This is a genomic window from Dysgonomonas termitidis (assembly GCF_054657735.1).
On sequence record NZ_BAAHYD010000002.1, the window covers coordinates 755,077 to 779,705 of the forward strand.

Annotated in this window: 8 protein-coding genes, 2 tRNA genes and 3 rRNA genes; 12 read left to right on the forward strand and 1 reads right to left on the reverse strand. The window is 42.7% G+C overall.

Annotation, left to right across the window (positions count from 1 at the left end; all coding sequences use genetic code 11):
* Positions 1-78 precede the first annotated feature (78 nt).
* The 5 genes from ACYQ3L_RS07245 to rrf all read left to right on the forward strand — a co-directional run bounded on the left by ACYQ3L_RS07245 (position 79) and on the right by rrf (position 5,433).
* Positions 79-1,605 (forward strand): 16S ribosomal RNA (locus ACYQ3L_RS07245).
* A gap of 202 nt (positions 1,606-1,807) precedes the next feature.
* A tRNA-Ile gene (locus ACYQ3L_RS07250) sits at positions 1,808-1,881 on the forward strand.
* Between the two features lie 107 nt (positions 1,882-1,988).
* Positions 1,989-2,062 (forward strand) — tRNA-Ala (locus ACYQ3L_RS07255).
* Between the two features lie 190 nt (positions 2,063-2,252).
* Positions 2,253-5,139: ribosomal RNA gene (locus tag ACYQ3L_RS07260) — 23S ribosomal RNA — on the forward strand.
* A gap of 185 nt (positions 5,140-5,324) precedes the next feature.
* Positions 5,325-5,433 (forward strand): 5S ribosomal RNA (rrf, locus tag ACYQ3L_RS07265).
* Together the 16S, 23S and 5S rRNA genes with 2 tRNA genes alongside form the textbook arrangement of a ribosomal RNA operon.
* A gap of 125 nt (positions 5,434-5,558) precedes the next feature.
* Here the strand turns inward: rrf and ACYQ3L_RS07270 are convergent.
* Positions 5,559-9,557, reverse strand: coding sequence for a two-component regulator propeller domain-containing protein (locus tag ACYQ3L_RS07270; protein ID WP_380001989.1), 3,999 nt, complete (start codon positions 9,555-9,557; stop codon positions 5,559-5,561).
* A 287-nt stretch (positions 9,558-9,844) separates the two neighbouring features.
* On the opposite strand from ACYQ3L_RS07270, the gene ACYQ3L_RS07275 reads away from it, so the two are divergent.
* From ACYQ3L_RS07275 to ACYQ3L_RS07305, 7 genes are all read left to right on the forward strand, one after another.
* A complete protein-coding gene (locus ACYQ3L_RS07275; protein ID WP_380001987.1) occupies positions 9,845-13,057 on the forward strand; it encodes a SusC/RagA family TonB-linked outer membrane protein in 3,213 nt (1,070 codons plus the stop codon).
* 11 nt (positions 13,058-13,068) lie between these two features.
* Positions 13,069-14,970 carry a RagB/SusD family nutrient uptake outer membrane protein gene (locus ACYQ3L_RS07280; protein WP_380001985.1) on the forward strand — a complete coding sequence of 634 codons (1,902 nt, stop codon included), beginning with the start codon at positions 13,069-13,071 and terminating at the stop codon, positions 14,968-14,970.
* Positions 14,971-14,991: 21 nt separating this feature from the next.
* Positions 14,992-16,179, forward strand: coding sequence for a DUF4959 domain-containing protein (locus tag ACYQ3L_RS07285; RefSeq protein ID WP_380001983.1), 1,188 nt, complete (start codon positions 14,992-14,994; stop codon positions 16,177-16,179).
* Between the two features lie 12 nt (positions 16,180-16,191).
* Entirely contained in the window at positions 16,192-17,391 is a 1,200-nt protein-coding gene (locus tag ACYQ3L_RS07290) for a DUF4998 domain-containing protein (RefSeq protein ID WP_380001981.1), read from the forward strand.
* A 120-nt stretch (positions 17,392-17,511) separates the two neighbouring features.
* Positions 17,512-20,463, forward strand: a complete 2,952-nt coding sequence (locus ACYQ3L_RS07295) for a discoidin domain-containing protein (protein ID WP_380001979.1) — start codon at positions 17,512-17,514, stop codon at positions 20,461-20,463.
* Positions 20,464-20,693: 230 nt separating this feature from the next.
* Positions 20,694-22,262, forward strand: coding sequence for a glycoside hydrolase family 43 protein (locus tag ACYQ3L_RS07300; protein WP_380001977.1), 1,569 nt, complete (start codon positions 20,694-20,696; stop codon positions 22,260-22,262).
* A gap of 89 nt (positions 22,263-22,351) precedes the next feature.
* Positions 22,352-24,589, forward strand: a complete 2,238-nt coding sequence (locus ACYQ3L_RS07305) for a glycoside hydrolase family 3 N-terminal domain-containing protein (RefSeq protein WP_380001991.1) — start codon at positions 22,352-22,354, stop codon at positions 24,587-24,589.
* Positions 24,590-24,629: the final 40 nt, after the last annotated feature.

The window sequence follows — 24,629 nt, forward strand, 5'->3', positions numbered from 1 at the left end:
GTGCTACCGTCAATTACTATTACCCAATAGTAAAATAAAAACGCTTGAACAGGATCAAAAGGTTAAAAAAAAGAATATACAAAGAAGAGTTTGATCCTGGCTCAGGATGAACGCTAGCGATAGGCCTAACACATGCAAGTCGAGGGGCAGCATAGGGTAGCAATACTTTGATGGCGACCGGCGCACGGGTGAGTAACGCGTATGCAACCTACCTATAACAGGGGGATAACCCGGAGAAATTCGGACTAATACCGCATAAAACAGGGGCTCCGCATGGAGATATTTGTTAAAGATTTATCGGTTATAGATGGGCATGCGTTCCATTAGCCAGTTGGTGAGGTAACGGCTCACCAAAGCAACGATGGATAGGGGAACTGAGAGGTTTGTCCCCCACACTGGAACTGAGACACGGACCAGACTCCTACGGGAGGCAGCAGTGAGGAATATTGGTCAATGGGCGAGAGCCTGAACCAGCCAAATCGCGTGAAGGAAGACTGCCTTATGGGTTGTAAACTTCTTTTGTACAGGAATAAAAAGGGGGACGCGTCCCTTATTGCATGTACTGTACGAATAAGCATCGGCTAACTCCGTGCCAGCAGCCGCGGTAATACGGAGGATGCGAGCGTTATCCGGATTTATTGGGTTTAAAGGGTGCGCAGGCGGGCTTTTAAGTCAGCGGTGAAATCTCGGGGCTTAACTCCGAAACTGCCGTTGAAACTGGGAGTCTTGAGTATGGATGAAGTAGGCGGAATTCGTTGTGTAGCGGTGACATGCTTAGATATAACGAGGAACTCCGATTGCGTAGGCAGCTTACTAAGCCATAACTGACGCTCAAGCACGAAAGCGTGGGGATCAAACAGGATTAGATACCCTGGTAGTCCACGCCGTAAACGATGATTACTAGTTGTATGCGATATACCGTATGTGACTAAGCGAAAGCGATAAGTAATCCACCTGGGGAGTACGCCGGCAACGGTGAAACTCAAAGGAATTGACGGGGGCCCGCACAAGCGGAGGAACATGTGGTTTAATTCGATGATACGCGAGGAACCTTACCCGGGCTTGAAATGTACATGAATTACGTTGAAAGATGTAAGCCAGCAATGGCATGTATGTAGGTGCTGCATGGTTGTCGTCAGCTCGTGCCGTGAGGTGTCGGCTTAAGTGCCATAACGAGCGCAACCCACATTGTTAGTTACTAACAGGTCAGGCTGAGGACTCTAACAAGACTGCCGTCGTAAGATGCGAGGAAGGTGTGGATGACGTCAAATCAGCACGGCCCTTACGTCCGGGGCGACACACGTGTTACAATGGGTGGTACAAAGGGCAGCTACTTGGTGACAAGATGCTAATCTCCAAAGCCACTCCCAGTTCGGATCGGAGTCTGCAACTCGACTCCGTGAAGCTGGATTCGCTAGTAATCGCGCATCAGCCATGGCGCGGTGAATACGTTCCCGGGCCTTGTACACACCGCCCGTCAAGCCATGGAAGCTGGGGGTATCTGAAGTGCGTAACCGCAAGGAGCGTCCTAGGGTAAAACCGGTGACTGGGGCTAAGTCGTAACAAGGTAGCCGTACCGGAAGGTGCGGCTGGAACACCTCCTTTCTGGAGATGCTGTTCGAGCAAGGTAGTCCTTTTTAAGAAAGGTACTGCACTCTTAAATGATGTTGTTGTTTTAACATATACTCAGTTTACAGGAGTAGGTACAGGTTTACCAGTTGAAATATACTGTTTACTGTTTACTGCTAACTGTTAACTGACCAAGAGAAACCAAGAAGCTGGCAATCAGTTTCAGGCGAGAACAGCCAGTCCTATAGCTCAGTTGGTTAGAGCGCTACACTGATAATGTAGAGGTCGGCAGTTCAACTCTGCCTGGGACTACATCGCTGCGAGAGCAGCGAGGTTTCAAGATTCCAAGATTTAAAAATTTCAAGATTCCACAAATAATTTTGCAATCATTAAATTTTGAAATCTTTAAATCACCTTACGGGGGATTAGCTCAGCTGGCTAGAGCACCTGCCTTGCACGCAGGGGGTCAACGGTTCGAATCCGTTATTCTCCACAACTTAAGTGAATAACGAAGAGTGAAAAACGAAGAATATAAATTATATTTTTCACTTTACACTTATCAGTTTACACTTAAAAACGATCTTTGACATGATGTAAAAAAAGAGCAAGTAAAGTTAGATTATGGAAATAATCTATCAAACCCTGCTAATGAATAATCTTCGGGTTATTTGTTAGATAGAAAAAAGAAAGTAGGAAAGGGCACATGGGGGATGCCTAGGCTCTCAGAGGCGAAGAAGGACGTGATAAGCTGCGATAAGCTACGGGAAGGTGCAAATAACCCTTGATCCGTGGATTTCCGAATGGGGCAACCCAGTATCCGAAGAGGATATTACACTATGTATGTAGTGAGCAAACGCGGGGAACTGAAACATCTAAGTACCCGTAGGAAAAGAAAATAAAAATGATTCCCAGAGTAGTGGCGAGCGAAATGGGAAGAGCCCAAACCGTTATTGTTTAGGCAATAGCGGGGTTGTAGGACTGCGCCGTGGCAAGACCGATTTGAAGTAGAACGCTATGGAAAGAGCGATCATAGAGGGTGATAATCCCGTATACGAATCATATCCGAAGCCTAGCAGTATCCTGAGTAGCGCGGGACACGAGAAATCCTGTGTGAATCAGCCGGGACCATCCGGTAAGGCTAAATACTCCTGAGAGACCGATAGTGAACCAGTACCGTGAGGGAAAGGTGAAAAGCACCTCGAACAGAGGAGTGAAAGAGACCCTGAAACCATGTGCCTACAAGCGGTCGGAGCATTAAAATGTGACGGCGTGCCTTTTGCATAATGAACCTACGAGTTACTCTTACTGGCAAGGTTAAGTACAATGATGTACGCAGCCGAAGCGAAAGCAAGTCTTAACAGGGCGTTTGAGTCAGTAGGAGTAGACGCGAAACCAAGTGATCTACCCTTGGGCAGGTTGAAGTTTGGGTAACACCAAATGGAGGACCGAACCGGTAAGCGTTGAAAAGCTTTCGGATGACCTGAGGGTAGGGGTGAAAGGCTAATCAAACTTGGAGATAGCTCGTACTCCCCGAAATGCATTTAGGTGCAGCCTCGGCGAATTACTTATGTCAGGTAGAGCGACTGATTGGATGCGAGGGCTTCGCCGCCTATCAAGTCCAGATAAACTCCGAATGGGCATAAGTTAATACCGGGAGTGAGGGCATGGGTGCTAAGGTCCATGTCCGAGAGGGAAAGAACCCAGACCATCAGCTAAGGTCCCCAAATACATGTTCAGTTGAATTAACGAAGTATGACTACTAAGACAGCTAGGATGTTGGCTTGGAAGCAGCCATTCATTTAAAGAGTGCGTAACAGCTCACTAGTCGAGTGGTCGTGCGTGGATAATAATCGGGCATAAACATGTTACCGAAGCTATGGGATAAAATATTATCGGTAGGGGAGCATTCTACTCAGCGTTGAAGGCGTACCGTCAGGTATTCTGGAGCGTGTAGAAAAGCAAATGTAGGTATAAGTAACGATAAAGGGGGTGAGAAACCTCCTCGCCGAAAGACTAAGGTTTCCTGATCAACGCTAATCGGATCAGGGTAAGTCGGACCCTAAGGTGTAGCCGAACGGCGAAGCCGATGGAAGAACCGGTTAATATTCCGGTACTGTTATACAGAGTTATGTGGGGACGCAGGAGTGACACTGCTGCCAAGTGACGGATTACTTGGTTAAAGGAAGTAGACGTAGACAGAGGTAGGCAAATCCGCCTTTGGAGTTGAAACTGATAGTACTACAATCCTTCGGGAGCGTAGATAATGCAGGTAAGCATACTGCCTAGAAAAACCGCTAAACGCTAATCTGTATAGCAACCGTACCACAAACGGACACACGTAGTCGGGTTGAAAATACTAAGGCGCTCGAGCGATTCACAGTTAAGGAATTAGGCAAAATGACCCTGTAACTTCGGGATAAAGGGTGCCATCTGTAAGGGTGGCCGCAGAGAATAGGTCAAGGCAACTGTTTAACAAAAACACATGGCTATGCAAATTTGAAAGAAGAAGTATATAGCCTGACACCTGCCCGGTGCTGGAAGGTTAAGAGGAGATGTCATGAGCAATCAGAAGCATTGAATTGAAGCCCCAGTAAACGGCGGCCGTAACTATAACGGTCCTAAGGTAGCGAAATTCCTTGTCGGGTAAGTTCCGACCTGCACGAATGGTGTAATGATCTTGACACTGTCTCAACTGTGATCTCGGTGAAATTGTAGTATCGGTGAAGATGCCGATTACCCGCGATGGGACGAAAAGACCCCGTGAACCTTTACTATAGCTTTACATTGATTCTGGGCACTTGATGTGTAGGATAGGCCGGAGGCTGTGAAGCGGGTACGCCAGTACTTGTGGAGCCATCCTTGAAATACGGCCCTTTAATTGTTTGGAATCTAACCTGCGGATGCAGGAACAGTGTATGGTGGGTAGTTTGACTGGGGTGGTCGCCTCCAAAAGAGTAACGGAGGCTTCTAAAGGTGTGCTCAGGACGATTGGTAACCGTTCGTAGAGTGTAATGGTATAAGCACGCTTGACTGAGAGACCCACAAGTCGATCAGGTAGGAAACTAGAGCATAGTGATCCGGTGGTTTCAGTATGGAATGGCCATCGCTCAAAGGATAAAAGGTACTCCGGGGATAACAGGCTGATCATTCCCAAGAGCTCATATCGACGGAATGGTTTGGCACCTCGATGTCGGCTCGTCACATCCTGGGGCTGGAGCAGGTCCCAAGGGTTGGGCTGTTCGCCCATTAAAGTGGCACGCGAGCTGGGTTCAGAACGTCGTGAGACAGTTCGGTCTCTATCTATCGTGGGCGCAGGATATTTGCGGAGATCTGACACTAGTACGAGAGGACCGTGTTGGACGGACCCCTGGTCTGCCGGTTGTTCCGCCAGGAGCATCGCCGGGTAGCTAAGTCCGGATTGGATAAGTGCTGAAAGCATCTAAGTACGAAGCCGACTTCAAGATAAGATATCCATTAAGGGTGGTTGTAGACTACGACCTTGATAGGCTACAGGTGTAAAGGCAGCAATGTCATAGCCGAGTAGTACTAATAGCCCGGACGCTTTCAAGGGTGTCAGTAACCAGAATGATGTTAACTGACGCCAAACAACAAACCAGAGGTTTGCTATATTACGAATATAAGATAACGATACTCGCTCTTTTACATCAGTCAATCCTACACGGTTGACAGCAAGGCATACGGTTGTGGTATTTAATACTGTAAACTGTTAACTGTAAACTGTTAACTGAAGATATTCAGGTGGTTATAACACCGGGGCTCCACCTCTTCCCATTCCGAACAGAGAAGTTAAGCCCGGTCGTGCCGATGGTACTGCGCAAGTGGGAGAGTAGGTTACCGCCGTTTTTAAGATAAGTCCCTCACTAAACAGTGAGGGACTTTTTTTTGTTTGGGGGCAGCTGAGGTGCTGAATGCCGGTGGCTCTATTTTTGTTTTCAATTGATCCATGAGCACTTTTTAATTTTCCATTCCTATTTATAAAATTGGGGAGGATTAAAGAAATCTTGTAAGTTCTCCTTGTTGTCATTGTATTGTATTTCATATTCTTTAGGTGTCATCCCATATTGTTGCTGGAATAATTTGATGAAATAAGAAGGTGTATTTATACCTATTAGATAGCCTATTTCATTGATCCTGAATTTCCCTTCATGTATCAGTTGTACTGCTTTCTGTAACCTTATATACCGTATAAAATCAAGTGTCGACATATCCGTGATCGCTTTGATACGCCTATGGAGGCTCGACCTGCTAATTAATAAAATTTCAGTTAGTTGTTCTATATTGAAGTTAGGATTACTAATATTCTCATTGATGATTTCTACCATCTTGTTTATAAATTCATTATCACCTTTGCTTATACTGTTGTCGATCAATGGAAGAAATGGTCTTTTCTTGAATATTTCCAATTCTCTCTGGCGGTTATTTATCTGAGAGACAATCATGGTTTTGAGATAACTTGGTGAAAATGGCTTCTCTATATAGGCGTCACTTCCCAATTCCAGCCCTTTAATCTTGCTTTCCAGATCGTTGCGGGCTGTGAGCAGAATAAATATAATATGATTGTATTCGGTTGAAGACTTTATATAGCTGCATAATTCAAACCCGTTCATCTCAGGCATCATAATATCACTGATAATTATATCGATATTTACAGATGCTATTATCTGTTGTGCTTCGATACCATTTTTTGCTTTCTGGACAATATATTCATCGGATAGAGACTCGGCAATAAAAGCTAACATATCTTTATTATCTTCAACAATAAGGATTGTGGGATTATATTTCTTCGGTATAATGTTTAGATGTGTTGTATTATTTGTTTCCTCTATACTTTCCTCTTCGGCTTCCAGATTTACAGGTATTTTCAATGTGAAGATATTCATGTTGGCCTGAATATTATACAGTAAGTATCCTCCGTGTAGTTCGGCAAGTGACCGGGCAAGTGATAAACCTATGCCCGAACCGGAGTTCTCACTGTAAGTCTTGTTAATCTGAAAGAAAGGTTCGAATATTTTATTCTTAAATTCGTCTTTTATAAGTTCTCCGTCATTTGATACCTTTACAATGAAATAGGTATTGTCTAAAGAAATTTCCATCTCTATTTTCTTGTATGAATATTTTATAGCATTCAAAAGCATATTGTCGAATATTTTTGTCAATGCTTCCTTATCCGCTATAATATGGTTTCCGGCAGGATTATATATCACATTATATTCTTTATTGCCGACGGTCCATTGTCCTTCATATCTTTTCGTTATTTCTTCGATAAAACGATCTAAATCTATTTTTTTGTAGTGCAATGAAAACCTATCGCTGTCTACTTTCCTGAAATCTAATAGTTGATTGATAAGATTCAGCAGATGCTTGGTATTATTTTCAATTATTTCAAGATTGTGCCGGACTTTCTTATCTGCTATTTCTGTTTTCATAATCGTTTCCAGCGGCCCATTGATTAGGGTGACCGGAGTACGTATTTCATGTGCTATTTCTGTAAAAAAATTGACTTTACTTTCGTAAAGTTCTTTCTCTTTCTCTGTTTCAAACAGTTTTTGTTTTTCTTTATTTCTCTTCCTGTATTTTTTTAAGGAGTATCGTAGGATAAGATAGGATATGATGAGAAATAAAAAGATATAAGCAATAATAGCAAATACAGAGGCCCACCATGGAGGCAGTATCTCTATGTCAATTGTCCGTACATTCTCACTCCAGACTCCATCGTTATTTGATGCTTTTACCTTAAAGGTATATTTGCCCGGAGGTAGTTTTGCATAAGATGCCGAATAATTGTTACGGGTATATATCCACCCGTCATCGATATTTTCCATCTTATAGGCATAAAGGTTAGAGTGAGATGCTTTATAATTGAGGGCTACAAAATTGAAACCTATATTCGACTGGTTATGTGAAAGCACTATCTTCGAGGTATGCATTATACTGTTTTCCAAAGGGGAGTTTGGACTCAAAGGTTTGATCTCTTCATTCGATATGAAGAACTTGGTGATGTAGACAGGAGGTGTATATTTTTCTTCTTTGAATTTTTCGGGATCGAAGACGATCAATCCGTCGACACATCCGAAATATAGCTTATTATCACTGCTGAATAACGCTGATTTATAATTAAACTGATTCGACAACAATCCGTCATTTTTTGTAAATACCCTTATGGCTTTTGTTTCCGGATCGAAGCGCACTAAACCCTGGTTTGTACCAAACCAGAGGTTATGCTTCTGATCCTCTACAATTTTGTAAGCGATATCATCCGGTAAACCTTCCTTGATGGAGTAGGTGGTAAATTCTTTCTTCCCTTTATTGTATACACATATTCCGCCTCTGTCGGTAGCAAACCAGATATGGCCCAGATGATCTTCCGTAATATTGCTGACCGAATTGGAACTCAATGTGCCAGGCCCATTATTTGTGAAATGGGATATCTTATTATCTTTGGGATTGTACTGGAATACTCCGTTTCCCATGGTAGCTACCCATATAAAGCCATCTGAGTCTTCCATTATATCGAATATATAGTTGAAGCCGAAAATATCCATCCGCTTGAATTTTGTATCTCCCTTCTCTGCAACAAATACCCCCCATCCGTTTCCAAGCCATATTCTTCTATACCGGTCTTCACAGAGTGACCCCACGCTTTCTTCATCCAACCCAAGGTCTTCGTTCGAATAATGGATCACAGAGTTCGTTTTTTTGTTTATTTTATCCAGCCCGTTTTTGAAATATCCTATCCATAGTTCTTCGTCTGTAGGGTAAATAGCCAGCGTTTTCTTATATAAAAGATCGTTTTTAGCCTTGAACTCTTTTTTTTCGGGATCGAAGTGCATTACTCCTGCATCTTCCGTCCCAATCCAGATACTCCCATCTCTATCTTCTTTTATTTCCCTTATACGTCTGGACGATATACGCGTATTTTCTTTAGTAGGAAAATATTTTTCAAATTTGTTGACTCTGTTTGGAAGATAATTTACGCCACCAAATTTGCAACCGATCCAGATACCACCCTCCTTATCCTGATAAATTTTCTCCGTCAGCACATCAGATAATGCATACGAGTTACTCGGGTCTTCTTTGGCATGATGGATAATATTTTGTTTCTGGTCGATAACAAAAATGCCGGACTCGGTTGCAACCCATATTTCATTGTCGTTGAATACATGCACATCCCTTATTATCTTGTAATTGATTTCGTCTACCTTCATGTCTACAATTATATTCCGCCGCTTGTCCAGCTTCAGAAGCTTGCTTTCATGGATACCTATTATGATATAGTCATTATCATGTGAAATGGTATAGATATTTTTCCCGGACAAATAATTATTCCCGTCACTGTTGCCAAGCTGCTGTGTAAACTTGTCTTTCTGCTTATCATAGAGATAGACCCCCGAAACATTTGTCCCTATCCATACTTTTCCGTTTTTTTCAATAGTCATACACTGAGGATTGCTCACGCTGAGTTTCAGGTTTTCCACAACAGTATAATGAGACAGCTTGTTTTGTGCTCTTATATATTTGAATACACCCTTATTAGGACATATAATCCAGATATTATTATCCGGATCACTTTGAATGTCAGCAATCCAGTCTGTAATACCAATCCCGTTTTCAGTTTTGTTATCAAAAAAAGTAAAAGTTTCCTTAACAGGATCGAATAGAAATATTCCCTTATCGGTTCCAACCCATAATATTCTATTAGTATCTTCATAAAGCGCACCTACATTATTATTGCGTTTTCCCAAATGAGGATCATAGCAGTCAAATTGTTTTAATGATATTCCATCATATCTGTTTAAGCGATTACGTGTTCCGAACCACATAAAGCCATAGCTGTCTTGTATTATTGCTTTTACATTATTATGTGATAGCCCCATCCTGCCGTCTATTTGAGTAAAGAAAAAATCGTAGGCAGATAGGTGGATCAAAAAAGAGAAGAATAAAAAAATGAAACAAATTAGCCTTTTCATAGCATGATAATTTATATATGTTGCAAATATAAAGAAATGAATATTGACGAATGTGTCAAAAAGTAGGATAAATATTTCATTTATTTCCATATGTACATCTTTAAATGTATTTATCCTACTTTTTGACACATTTATGTAATGGTAATAGATTTCCGAAATTGTACTTTTGATTAATAATTCTTGTTTGTCGAACCTTAAAATAATATCTATGGAACCGGAATGAACTTATCCATAACACTGTACTATATACACATATTCACTCAATAATAATTTACTAATCTAATCTTATGAGAAAAACACAATGTATAAGATTTGGGTCTTTATTCAAGACTTGTATTCTTATTTCGCTTCTGATGTTATTCCCGTTTCATTTATTTGCGGTCAATGGGATTAATGAAACGAGCGAAGATCTACAACAACGGATAGCTGTAAAGGGTATCGTAAAAGATGAAAGCGATCTGCCTCTGGCAGGGGTTACCGTTCTGGTAAAGGGGACAACAAATGCGACAATGACATCCGCCAATGGGGAGTATAGCCTGAAAAATGTACCGGTTGAAGCTGTGCTGGTATATTCTTTTATTGGTATGCAGACAGCCGAAGTGGATGTTAAGCACCAGACATCCATCGATGTCGTTCTGAAGGAAGATGCCGTGAAGATGGACGATGTGGTTGTCGTCGCTTTCGGCACACAGAAGAAAGAGAGTATGATCAGCTCTATTTCGACGGTTAACCCCGGTGAACTGAAAGTTCCGTCAAGTAACCTTACCACCGCTCTGGCTGGGCGTTTATCCGGAATTATTGCTTATCAGCGCAGCGGGGAACCGGGCAAGGATAATGCCGACTTCTTCATACGCGGAGTTACTACTTTCGGGTATAAGAAGGACCCTCTTATCCTGATAGATGGCATTGAGTCTACATCAACGGATCTTTCCCGTTTACAACCTGACGATATACAGGCTTTCTCCATATTAAAAGATGCTACCGCTACCGCTCTTTATGGCGCTCGCGGAGCCAACGGGGTTATTCAGATAACGACAAAAGAGGGTAAAGAAGGGCCATTGAAAGTATCGGTACGTTTCGAAAATTCCTGGTCGTCCAACACAAGCAACATTCAATTGGCTGACCCTATCACATTTATGCAAATGGCTAATGAGGCTACAAGGACCCGGAATCCGCAGGAAGCGTTGCCTTATTCTTACGAAAAAATAGACAGGACAAGGCAGGGACTTAATCCTTATGTTTATCCGGCTAATGACTGGCGTGAGATGCTGATGAAAAATACAGCTTATAACCCTCGGCTGAATGTGAATATCAGCGGAGGCGGAGGTATCGGACGTTACTATGTCGCAGCGTCTTACAACAAGGACAACGGAAACCTGAAAATGGATAAGCGCAATAACTTTAATAATAATATCAATCTAGAGACATATCAGTTAAGATCAAATATAAATCTGGACCTGACCAAGACGACACAAGCTATAGTACGGCTAAGCGGGACTTTCGATGATTATACCGGGCCAATAGACGGAGGTGAAGCTATGTATAAGAAAATAATGGGGACAAACCCGGTGTTATTTCCTGCATATTACCCGTCATCATTGCAACCTCAGGCTAACCATATCCTGTTCGGGAATGCTACGCGAGGAAAGGAAAGTGCAGGAACAAGTGCAGATTATACGAATCCTTATGCGGAAATGGTAAAGGGGTATACAGACTATGCAAGATCCCAGATGGATGCAACGATTGAGCTGAAACAGGACTTACGTTTTATTACGCAGGGGCTCAATGTGAGGGCTATGTTCAATACTTCCCGGTATTCATACTATAGTATCAGTCGCAAATACAATCCTTATTATTATGCTGTCGGTTCGTACGACAAGCTAACCGATTCATATACGATAGCGCAAATCAACGAAAATGATAATCCGACAGAATATCTTGATTATAAGGAGAATTCCAAAGATATATCATCGGCTGTTTATATAGAAACAGCATTGTCATATAACCGGCAATTTGACGAGAAACACGATGTGGGAGGCATGCTCGTATTCCAGCGCCGCGAGAAACTGGAAGCAAACAGGGGCGATTTGCAGAAATCACTGCCTTATAGGAACCAGGGGCTTTCCGGACGTTTTACTTATGCCTATGACAATAGGTATATGGCCGAATTCAATTTTGGATATAATGGTTCGGAACGTTTTTATAAAACCAACCGTTATGGCTTTTTCCCCGCAGTTGGAGCCGGATGGTCCGTTTCTAACGAGAAGTTCTGGAAGCCAATGAGCAAGGTCGTTTCCAAATTAAAATTGAAAGCTACATACGGGCTTGTCGGAAATGACGCCATCGGTAGCGAAGATGACCGTTTCTTTTATCTTTCAAATGTAAAAATGAATGACGGTGATAAATCTTACTCCTTCGGAGAAAATTTCCAATACGGGAAAAACGGTATATCAATACAGCGATATGAAAACCGTGATATAGGATGGGAAAAATCATATAAATCGAATTTCGGTATGGAACTCGGTTTATTCAATGATTTCGAATTCCAGATAGATTACTTCACCGAAAAACGGACAAATATATTGATGAACAGGTCTATTTCCCCATCGATGGGCTTGTCTGCTGCAGTAAGGGCGAATGTAGGTGAAGCCAGGGCCAACGGCGTGGATATGTCCTTAGATTATAAGAAGATGCTGCCTAAAAACTATTGGGTACAGGCCCGAGGAAATTTCACTTATGCCCATAGTGAATTCCTGAAATATGAAGAGCCGGAATATAATGAAAAATACCGGTCTCATATAGGCCAGTCACTCAACCAGCAATATGGTTTGATTGCAGAACGCTTATTCATCGACGAATACGATGTCGCCAACTCTCCCCGGCAAACATGGAGTGAATACGGCCCGGGTGATATTAAATATGTAGATATGAACGGAGATGGAGTAATAACAGATGCCGATATGGTGCCGATCGGTTATCCTACTGTACCCGAAATAGTGTATGGATTTGGATTTTCGGCAGGAAATAACAGGATCGATTTCTCTATGTTCTTTCAGGGTTCGGCACGGTCGTCATTCTGGATAAATGCTCAGGATACAAGCCCTTTCGACCATAAAACCCCGGATAACGACAATCCTTACCATCGTGACGTTCCTCTTATACAGGCCTATGCGGACAACCACTGGTCTGAAAGCAACCGCAATATTTACGCCTTATGGCCGCGCTTAAGTCCGACTCTTGTGCGTAACAACACTGACCCGCGTAATACGTGGTTTATGAGAAATGGTGCATTCCTCAGATTGAAAAGTGTGGAAGTTGGCTACACATTCCCTGAACACATATTGAGAAAGCTTCATGTAAGTTCACTCAGGGCTTATGCATCAGGAACAAACCTGTTATTGTTCAGTGGGTTCGACCTTTGGGATATTGAAATGGGAGGGAATGGCTTGGGCTACCCTGTTCAGCGAGTTATTAACCTAGGTATACAAGTTAACTTTTAACAATCGATATTATGACTACAAAAAAAATACTGTTGTCTATTTTACTTATCGGCGGTCTTTTCTCCTGCAGCGATTATCTGGATATTGTTCCCGATAAAATAGCAACACTCGAAAATGCATTTGCAAATAAGAATGAAACAGAAAAATACCTGATGACATGCTACTCATATATCCCTGCCCATCACGAATATACCGGCAATGTTGGCCTTATGGGTGCAGATGAATTGTGGGCATATTATCCGGGAAGCGAATTTGATCCGTGGATGATTGCCCGGGGGCAACAAAATACGAATAATCCGTATATGAATTACTGGGAAGGATATAGGGGTGGTAAAGCACTATATAAAGCACTGCGCGATTGTAATATTTTTCTGGAAAATGTAGAAGATACCAACAAAGTGCCAGACCTGACATCAACGATGAGACAACGTTGGATTGGAGAAGTTAAATTCCTAAAGGCATATTATCATTTCCTGCTGTTCAGAATGTATGGTCCGATTGTTATTGTGGACAAGAATATTGCGATAGATGCGCCTCCGTTGGAAATGCAGAAGAAACGCAGTTCTGTGGATGAGGTTGTAGATTATATAGCCGGTCTGCTCGATGAGGCTTATGAATACTTGCCGCAGGAGGTTACAAATAAGACAGAAGAACTTGGACGTATAACCAAACCCATTGCCCTGACATTGAAGGCCAAGCTATTAGTGACGGCAGCCAGTCCGTTATTCAATGGCAATCCGGACTATACTGATTTTACGGACAAAGAGGGTGCACATTTGTTTAATGCCGAATACGACCAGAACAAATGGGTAAAAGCGGCTGAAGCTTGCCATGATGCGATAGAATCATGTAAATTGAATAATATACAGTTATATACTTTCCATACGAATGATCGTTTGTCCGACACGACCAAAATACAAATGAGTATAAGGAATAGTATTGGCGAGAAATGGAACAACGAACTTATCTGGGGACTGTCGGGAAGGGCTGTAAACTCTCTGCAATCTGTGTGCATGGCGCGCATAGACCCTGCGAATCTCGGAAATATGTGGGCTGCACAGGAACGTCTGAATCCTACAATTGAAATTGCCAATAATTTTTATACTGATAATGGCGTACCTTTAAATGAAGATAAGACATGGGACTATTCGGGCAGATATACCAGTCAGGTTGCCGGAACGCAGGAACGCTTTAATCTGGCTGAAGGCTATGCGACTGCAAAGCTCAATTATCACCGTGAAAACCGTTATTATGCAAATCTTGCTTTCGATGGATCTGTATGGTATATGCAAAACAGCCCTAGCCGTTCGGATGAAAACACTTTCACCGTAAAAGCACGTATGGGACAACCTCAGGCAAAACTTGGCGCGTATAATTATTCTGTGACAGGGTACTGGCCTAAAAAACTTATCAGTTGGAAATTTGTATTATCAAGCAATAGTTCTACCACAGAGTGGTTTCCTTGGCCTGAACTGCGTTTGGCAGACCTGTATCTGCTTTATGCAGAAGCCCTGAATGAAAGCGACCAAATGACTGCCGCATTGGAATGGATTGATCTGGTGCGCGAAAGGGCCGGGTTGAAAGGAGTGAATGAGTCATGGACAACATACTCTACTAAGCCGGATAAATTTAAGACTAAAACCGGACTTCGCGAAATAATCCATCAGGAACGTACCGTCGAACTTGCATTTGAAGGGCAACGTTTCTGGGATTTGAGGAGATGGAAAACGGCAGCTACTGTGCTGAACCAGAAAATACACGGTTGGGATATCGATCAGGAAGTTCCTGAAGCATACTATAGGCCGAAAGTTTTATTTGATCAGGAATTCGTAGCTCCACGCGATTATTTGTGGCCATTGCGGGAAGAATCGCTTTATTACAATAAGAGTCTGGTACAAAATCCGGGCTGGTAAAGAACTATAAACAGATTGATTATGAAAAAACATAATTTATTTATAATATTTTTAGGGATGATGGTTTCATTATTTTCGCTGCAAAGCTGTAAAGATGATGAGAACTCACCGATAGACAAGGATGACAAAGCCCCCGGGCAGGTATTTAATGTAGTCGTGGAGAATATGCCGGGTGCAGCCCTGATTACATACAGCCTGCCATCTGATGACGATTTGCTGTATGTTATAGCAGAATATAAAAATAAGCACGGTAAGATTTTCGACTTCAGGGCTTCATACTATACAAACAAGATTAAGGTAGAAGGCTTTGGCGATACAGACGAATATACTGTCAACCTGTATGCCGTAGACCGTAGTGAGAACAAGTCGGCACCTCTTGCGATTAAGATTAATCCACTGGAACCTCAGGTACAACTTACAGCCAGGTCTTTGAAAGTACAGCCTGATTTCGGAGGAATGAGCTTTACCTTCAAAAATGAAACAAAAGCCGATTTGTCCTTTATCGTAATCACTACAGATGTAGACGGCTCGCAAATGGTTGCCGAGACTTTCTATACGGCACGCGACAGCGCAAAATTTGCAATAAGGGGATATGCAGCCGAACCACGTTTATTCGGAGTTGTGGTGAGCGACAAATGGGGTAACCTGTCGGATACGCTGTACAAAGATCTCACACCTATTTATGAAGTAAAACTGAATAAATCGTTGTTCCGTCCGGTTGTTTTTCCTAACGATGCTGCTGCAACACAATGGGGAGGCTCACTGGAATATATGTGGGATGACATTGTCAATGGTAACTCAGCCCATACCGGAAACGATGCAAGTACCATTCCAAAACATATTTCATTCGATTTGGGTGTAGGAGCCAAACTGAGCCGCGTCAACGTAAAAACGATCCCTGACGATAAGCACTGGTTTAACGATGTATCTCCCCGCTTCTATGAAATATGGGGTTCTCTGGACCCTGATCCGTCGGGTAGCTTCGATTCGTGGACAAAACTGGTTTCGATAATAAACGTAAAACCATCGGGATTATCTATCGGTATAATAACAGAAGATGACCGGACGGCAGGCCGTAACGGAGATGATGCTGATATATCTATCGAAATGCCGAAAGTGAGGTACTTGCGTATCGTTTGTACTAAAAACTGGTCGGGTAATACAAATATGTGTATTGGTGAAATAACAGTATGGGGTGATGATAATTAAAAAACGATTACAATGAAAAATACAATCAAATTCCTCTGGTTAGGATATATAATCTTTTTGTGTTGCAAATTGACGTCATGTTCAGATATGGATGATTATCTGAAATATGTGGATAGTGTTCCGACTTACACTGGCATTGTCGACTCGGTAAATTTCCGTTCGGGCGACGAACGTGTGGTGTTTACAGGCTTACTGACTTCCGACCCTAAGATAAGAAAGGTAAAAGTGTACTGGAACAGCCGGAAAGATTCACTGATGCTGGACATCAACAGGACAAGCGGTGTGGACACATTGTTCTATCCGATTGCCCTGCCCGAAGGGAGATATAACTTCGAAGTGATTTCGTACGATGACAAAGGCATACCTTCTATAACGATAAAGAAAACAGGTATTTCTTACGGGGCGGAATATAAGGCCGGCCTTTACAACAGGGCTGTCAAAGATATTGAGATGAAAGGGGACAGTGCTGTTATCAGGTGGTATAATGGAGATGAAACCTCCCCGTTCGTAAAAATCAATTATGAGGATATCAATGGAGATATCCATACGCTTAAGGCCCTGACAGCAGATGAAGAAACTGTGTTGAAAAACTATAAAAGCATGAGTGTTATCAATTTACAGGCTTATTATTTACCCAATATATCTGCCATCGACACTTTTAAAGCTGTAGTAGAAGATATGGTCGCCAAAGAAGATATAACACGGGTGCAGATTAAAAATCCGGGTAATCCGTTCCTGCGTGCCGACAACGGAAGCGGCAAGTGGGGAGTGCTGAAAGACTGGCAGTGTACATCAAATATACTCAACCAGAACGGCAATACAGCCGGAGGATGGTCTACGGATGCGAAAGGGGTCATTCATCTGGAATCGCAGGACTGGGGCGGCTCTGGTTTTACAAATGGTAAAATATATCAGACAATCACACTTTCTGCAGGAAAATATTCACTCGAATATTACAGTGACGGATTTGGAGGAAATGCAACTTCCATGTTTGCCATAGCCAAAGGCTCCGCTTTGCCTGACATCCAAAATGCCGAAGGTAATACTTTAGCGCATGAAATAAGGCAGAATGGAGGTGCTTCCGGTAACCATATAATATATTTCGAACTGGAGGACACGGAGACGGTAACCTTAGGCTGGACTGTTACGATACCCGGCTCAAATACATGGTATCATATCAATTGGATTAAACTGATGATATTGGGACTTTAATATTAAAATATAGCAGAATCTGCATGACAGATATGCAGGTTCTGCCTTTTAGAAAAATTATTCAAAAATTATATCTGGCGGTAGTCAAATCTTGAAATGTCAGATTTTCAAATTTATATAATGGTACAACATAAGATATTTATAAGTATTCTTTTAGGGATATTCCTTTTTCCTGCATTATTATCTGCTCAAGTAATAGAATCACTCGACAGCAACAATCCTAACGTAAAATGGAAAGTAAAGCCCCAGGATGAGATCAGGGATATTGATCCACTTTTTCAGCCGGGCTACAACAGTGATGATTGGGTCCGAGCTATAGTTCCCGCAACAGTGTTCATATCGTATGTAGAGGCCGGTTTGGAAAAAGACCCGAATTATGCAGACAATATATCTCAGGTAGATAAGGCAAAGTACGATAAGAGTTTTGTCTATCGTGCCGAATTTTCCATACCCGGGACATTCACAAAAGAAAAAACATGGCTCAATTTTAGAGGTATCAACCGCAAAGGAGAAATATTTCTGAATGGAAAGAGGCTTGGAGAATTAGACGGTTTCATGGAACGGGGAAAATTTGACATAAGTTCGATCGCAAAAAAAGATGGGAATAATATACTTGTTGTAATTGTTCATATCCCTCAAAAGCCATTGAATAATGTGGGTAGCCCTACCTATCTTTCGAGCGCAGGCTGGGACTGGATGCCCTATGTGCCCGGATTAAACTCCGGTATAACAGATAAGGTATACTTGTCGAATACGGGAGCACTGATAATAGAAGACCCATGGGTAAGGACAGACTTGCCAACTAATGCGCAGGCCGATCTGTCTATCAAAATGAGTGTGAAGAATACAACCCCCGATTATCAATCTGCCAAACTGAAAGTTACCATAAATCCCGGAAATATACAATTTACACAAGACCTGGGCGGAATCTGGGGAAATAGTACGATGGAGCTGGATTTGAATAAAAACAAGTTTAAAGAGTTGGTTATCAATAATCCCCGGTTATGGTGGCCTAATGGTTATGGCGAACCGAACCTGTACACCTGCAACCTGGAACTTAGCGTTGGAGAGAATGTTTCGTACAAAAAAGAAGTAAAATTCGGTATCAAACGCTATTCTTACGATACCGATGGTGATGTTCTGCATGTGTCTGTCAACGGAAAGCGTGTGTTCCTTAAAGGAGGCAACTGGGGTATGTCTGAATATCTGTTGCGTTGCCGTGGCGACGAGTACGATACAAAAATCCGTCTGCACAAGGAAATGAACTTCAATATGATTCGCAACTGGCTGGGATCGACTACCGATGACGAGTTCTATGAAGCATGTGACAAATACGGAATCCTGGTATGGGATGACTTTTGGCTGAATGCCAATCCTGTACTTCCTGCCGATATTCATGCCTTCAACAAAAATGCAATCGAAAAAATAAAGCGTGTCAGGAATCATCCGAGTATAGCTGTCTGGTGTGGAAACAATGAAGGCTATCCGGTTGCCCCTCTCAAAAATTGGCTGAAAGAGAATATTGCAACCTTCGATGCCGGAGACAGGTACTATCAGGCAAAGTCGAATGACGACAACCTTTCGGGCAGTGGTGTATGGGGTAATTTCGACCCTCGTTGGTATTTCATAAAATACCCGGCCAGCAGCACCAAAGGAAATGTAAGCTGGGGCCTGAGAACCGAGATAGGTACGGCTGTATTTGTTAACTACGAGAGTTTCAAAAAATTCATGCCGGAAGACAAACTATGGCCTAGAAACGAGATGTGGAACCAGCATTTCTTCGGGCAACTGGCATTCAATGCAACTCCCGATAAATATGAGAAGACAATCGCCGAAAGATATGGAACACCCACCGGAATCGAAGATTTTTGCAGGAAAGCCCAATTGCTGAATATTGAAACCAATCAGGCTATGTATGAGGGGTGGCTGGACAATATGTGGAACGACGCCTCAGGCATACTTATCTGGATGAGTCAATCGGCGTATCCATCTATGGTTTGGCAAACATACGATTACTATTATGACCTTACGGGAGCTTTTTGGGGTGCCAAAAACGCCTGTGTCCCACTGCATATCCAATGGAACCCGTACAACAATTCGGTAAAAGTGATAAACACTACATCGGAAGACCATAAAGGGTTGACAGCAGAAGCCGCCGTGTATAATTCCGATGGAAAAGAAGTCAGCAGATTGAGCAACTCGGCAAAAGTGGATTCGTATATAAATACGGCGACAAATGCTTTCACTATCCCATTCTATACCAATAATAATATCGCAACAGGTAAAGAAGTCGTTGCCTCTTCGACAGAAACAGGTACGCCTAAAGATATAACAGACGGAAACATGACCACCAGATGGAGTAGCCGGGGGCAGGACGATCAATGGGTGTATGTAGACCTGGGCAAAGACGAAAATGTGTATGGCGTGGGGCTGAATTTTGAAGATGCTTACGGGAAAAAATATAAAATACAAGTGTCTTCCGATGCAAAAGAATGGAAAGACGTATATACCGAAGAACATGGGGAAACAGGCCTCCATGACATCTATTTTGATGATGTTACAGCCAGATATGTACGTATGCAAGGAATAAAAAGAGGTTCCGATTGGGGTTATTCTTTATGGGAATTCAAAGTATATGGCGGTACACAGCACAACGAAGGCCTGACAGATGTACACTTTGTCCGTCTGACACTGAAAGACAATAAGGGTAATATCGTTGACGAAAATACTTATTGGAGAGGAACAGACAGAAATGATTTTACGGCATTGAACAGTTTGCCAAAAGTGAATCTGAAGGTTGCATCGAAGGTTGTAAAGCGGAATGGGAAATGTATTGTGGAAGCAAAAATAACCAACCCGTCCTCTTCTCCTGCCGCCGCCTTTGCAGTATGGGTGCAATTGCATAATTCGAAGACAAAGGAAAGGATATTGCCGGCCATACTGAACGATAATTATTTTACATTACTGAACGGGGAATCGAAGAACATTCAGATAGAGTTTGATGAAAGTCTTCTGAAAGCAGGAGAAGAGCCTGTCCTGACAGCAAGCCCTTATAATAATCAGCCAAAATAAATAGAGTTTCTAATAGACGATAGTGAATACAAGATTGTAGGTTATTCTGTTCTTGGAGACTGTCCCAAAAGTATTTTTTATATCATTTTGTCATGTTGAATGGAGTGAAACATCCCGTATCCGGAGAGTCTGGATTCTTCATTGCATTCAGAATGACAAAGAGGGTAACAATTTAATAGTGTAATTTTACTTTTGGGATAGCCTCATCCAGTATTTAAACAATATAGATTATGACTTTTTATAAAAAACAACTTTGCCTGCTTGCCTTTGCCTTAGCTACAATAACTATTCATGCGCAGGATGTACCGTGGGGCGACCAGGGTAACGGTAAATACATAAACCCTGTTCTTGCCGCCGATTATTCCGATCCGGATGTGATACGTGTTAAGGATAAATACTATATGGTATGTTCCGATTTCCATTATATCGGTATGCCTGTTCTGGAATCGGACGATATGGTAAACTGGAAAATCATAGCGCAGATTTATGACAAATTCGATTTCCCGGAATGGGAAAAGAATGAGCGTTACGGAGGCGGCTCATGGGCTCCGGCAATCCGCTACCATGACGGCAAATTCTGGGTATTCTTTTGTACGCCGAATGAAGGACTGTTTATGTCGAATGCCGTAAATCCGGCGGGGCCCTGGTCTCCTTTACTGAATGTAAAGCACATAAGCGGTTGGGAAGATCCTTGCCCTTTCTGGGACGAAGACGGTCAGGCTTACATTGGCAGAAGCCGGCTGGGTGCAGGCCCTATCATTCTGCATAAGATGAGCCCTGACGGCACACGTTTGCTGGACGAGGGAGTAACGATATATGAAGGGCCTGTTGCGGAAGGAACCAAGATACATAAAATGAACCGCTATTACTATATGAGTATTCCCGAAGGAGGGGTTGCCACAGGCTGGCAAACAGTACTGAGGTCAAAAAATATTTATGGGCCATACGAAAGAAAAGTTGTACTCGAGCAGGGCAGTACAAAGATAAACGGGCCCCATCAGGGCTCTTTAGTCGATACGCCCGATGGCGAATGGTGGTTCTATCATTTCCAGGATACGAATCCGCTGGGGCGTGTTGTACATCTACAGCCCGTAATATGGAAAGACGGCTGGCCTGAAATAGGCAAAGATATTGACGGGAATGGAATAGGCGAGCCTGTAAGTGAATGGGGCAAGCCCGAAACAAAGAAAAAAAGTAAGATATTTGCCTCTCAGGGTAGTGATGAGTTTTCATCTTCCAAATTGAAACCCCAATGGCAATTCGATCACAATCCTGTACATGCCAACTGGTCTCTGACCGAACGCAAAGGATATCTGAGGCTGAAAGCACTGAAGGCTGAAAACCTCCGTTCTTCCAGAAATATGATTACCCAAAAAGCTATCGGTTATCATGGAGATGCTTCAACAGAAGTCGATTATAATAAGATGGAAAACGGGCAACACGCCGGATTGTTCTGCATCGGTAATTTGTTTAACGCGGTAGGTGTCGTTAATGATAATGGCAAGTACTATATCTACTCCGAGAATGACGGAAAAGTTAGCAATATACTGCCTCTTTCTTCCGGTAGAGTTTATTTCAAAGCATCGTTGGATGCGGTAAAGAATCAACATCAGCTATTTTTCAGTCTCGATAATAAAGAATTTATCCCTGTAGGGGAACCCTATGCTCTTCGCTCCAGTGACTGGAAAGGAGCACGCATTGGTCTTTTTTCCTATAATACCCTTTCTGATGGAGGTATAGCCGATTTCAATTGGTTCAGGTATAAATTTGATGGCCCGGGATTATATGCTGACAAATGAATGATAAATATCTAATATATTAATAATTAAGACATAAGAGGGTGAAAAAAGTTAGTTTGATAGTAACGGGACTGGTATTTATAGCCAATATGGCTTTAGCCGGTGACGGGAAGCCTTTGTATAAGGATAAGAATATTCCCATTGAACAACGGGTAGAGGATTTGCTCGGCAGAATGACGCTGGAAGAGAAAGTATGGCAAATGCAGAACAAGCCCAACAGTAACATTGACGAGGTGGAAAAAACATTCGATGGCAGAAGCTTCGGAACGACTCACGAAATGGGCAAGTCGGCTCAGGAGTGTGCCGATATACTCTATAAGACTCAACAATATATGCTTAACAATACACGTTTGGGGATTCCGTTGCTGACAGCCGCAGAAGGTATTCAGGGTATTTTACAAAATCAATGCACGTTGTTTCCCCATGCCATAGCGCAGGGCAGTACCTTCAATCCTGCATTGATACAACGGATGGCTGAAGCGGCCGGAGATGAAGCCCGCGTCATCGGCATCCGTCAGGTATTGTCTCCCGTGTTGGATATCGCCCGGGAATTACGTTGGGGACGTGTTGAAGAAACATTTGGGGAAGACCCGTACCTGATTGCCGAAATGGGAATCGGATTTGTGAGAGGATATCAGAATAAAGGTATTGCCTGCATGCCCAAGCATTTTGTGGCGCATGGTACGCCCGTTGGCGGCCTCAACTGTGCACATGTAAGCGGTGGCGAAAGGGAACTGTGGAGCCTCTACCTGTATCCTTTCCAAAGGGTAATACAGGAAACAAAACCATTGTCGGTGATGAGCGCCTACAGTGCTTATGACGGTGTGGCTACGGCAGGTTCCTCTTATTACATGACCGATATACTTCGCGGCAAACTTGGGTTCGATGGATACGTATATTCCGACTGGGGGTCTGTAGAACGCCTCAAATCGTTTCATTATGCCGTAGAAACTCCGGAAGAGGCTGCGCAGATGTCTGTTGAGGCCGGAGTTGACCTGAATGTCGACTGGACCTATGAACGTCTTCCCGAATTGGTTAAGAATCAAAAGATGGATATAAAATACATCGACCAGGCTGTACGCCGCATTCTTACCGTGAAGTTCAGACTCGGTCTTTTCGACGATCCTTTCGGGGAGCCTGAAAAGGTAAAATCAGTAGTGCGCAATGCTGAGAAAGTTGCTTTGGCAAAAGAGATAGCGGATGAAAGCGCTATCCTGCTGAAAAATGAAAACAACATATTGCCTCTCAACCTGAATAAGTATAAAAAGATCGCCGTTGTAGGGCCGAATAGCAACCAGACTGTTTTCGGTGATTATTCCTGGACAGGCAGCGACACAAAAGAAGGAGTGACTCTGTATCAGGGATTGAAAAATGTAATCGGAAAGAAAGCCGTTATTACCCAGGCTGATGGTTGCGACTGGTGGAGCCGGAACGCCAGCGATATAAAGAAGGCTGTAGAACTGGTAAAGCAAAGTGATATAGCGATAGTTGCCGTGGGTACCAGAAGTACATATCTTGGAAGAGGCCCTGACAAGTCGACCGCCGGAGAAGGCTTCGATCTTTCATCCCTTGACCTGCCGGGCAGGCAACAAGATTTACTGAAAGCCATAAAAGCTACGGGGAAACCGATGATAGTTGTCCTTATAGCCGGAAAACCGATGGTGATGACATGGGTAAAGGAGAACGCAGATGCTATTCTTACTCAATGGTATGGTGGTGAGCAGCAGGGAAATTCAATGGCAGACATTTTAGTAGGCAATGTAAATCCTTCGGGAAAACTGAATGTGTCCTTTCCTCGTAGTACAGGCAATACCCCTTGTTTCTACAACTATCTTCCCACCGACCGTGAACAACAGTTCGACAGTGGAGGATCATACGAAGAGCCGAGGGGGCATTATATATTTGAGAAGCCATATGCTCTGTGGAACTTTGGATATGGCCTGAGCTATACTGATTTCCGGTTTTCGAACTGTGTGTTGAATGATAGTATCTTCTCTCAATTCGGGACAATCAAAGTTTCAGTAGAAGTGGAAAACACAGGGAAGAGAGATGGAAAAGAGGTGATACAGTTGTATGTAAAAGATAAAATAAGTTCGGTGGCTACACCTGTACATCAACTGAAAGCTTTCAAAAAGGAATTTATAAAAGCCGGGGAAAAAGTGAAAGTTGAGCTTGAGGTTTCGGTTTCGGTACTGGCTCTTTACAATGCAAGGATGGATAAGGTTGTTGAACCCGGAGAATTTGAAATTCAAATAGGAAATTCGTCTGATAATATCCTCTTTAGAAAAACAATAACAATAAATTCTTCTGCATCCCAGATCTTATAGTAGCATTTGTGCCCCATCTGGGAATAAGGGATAAGGCCCT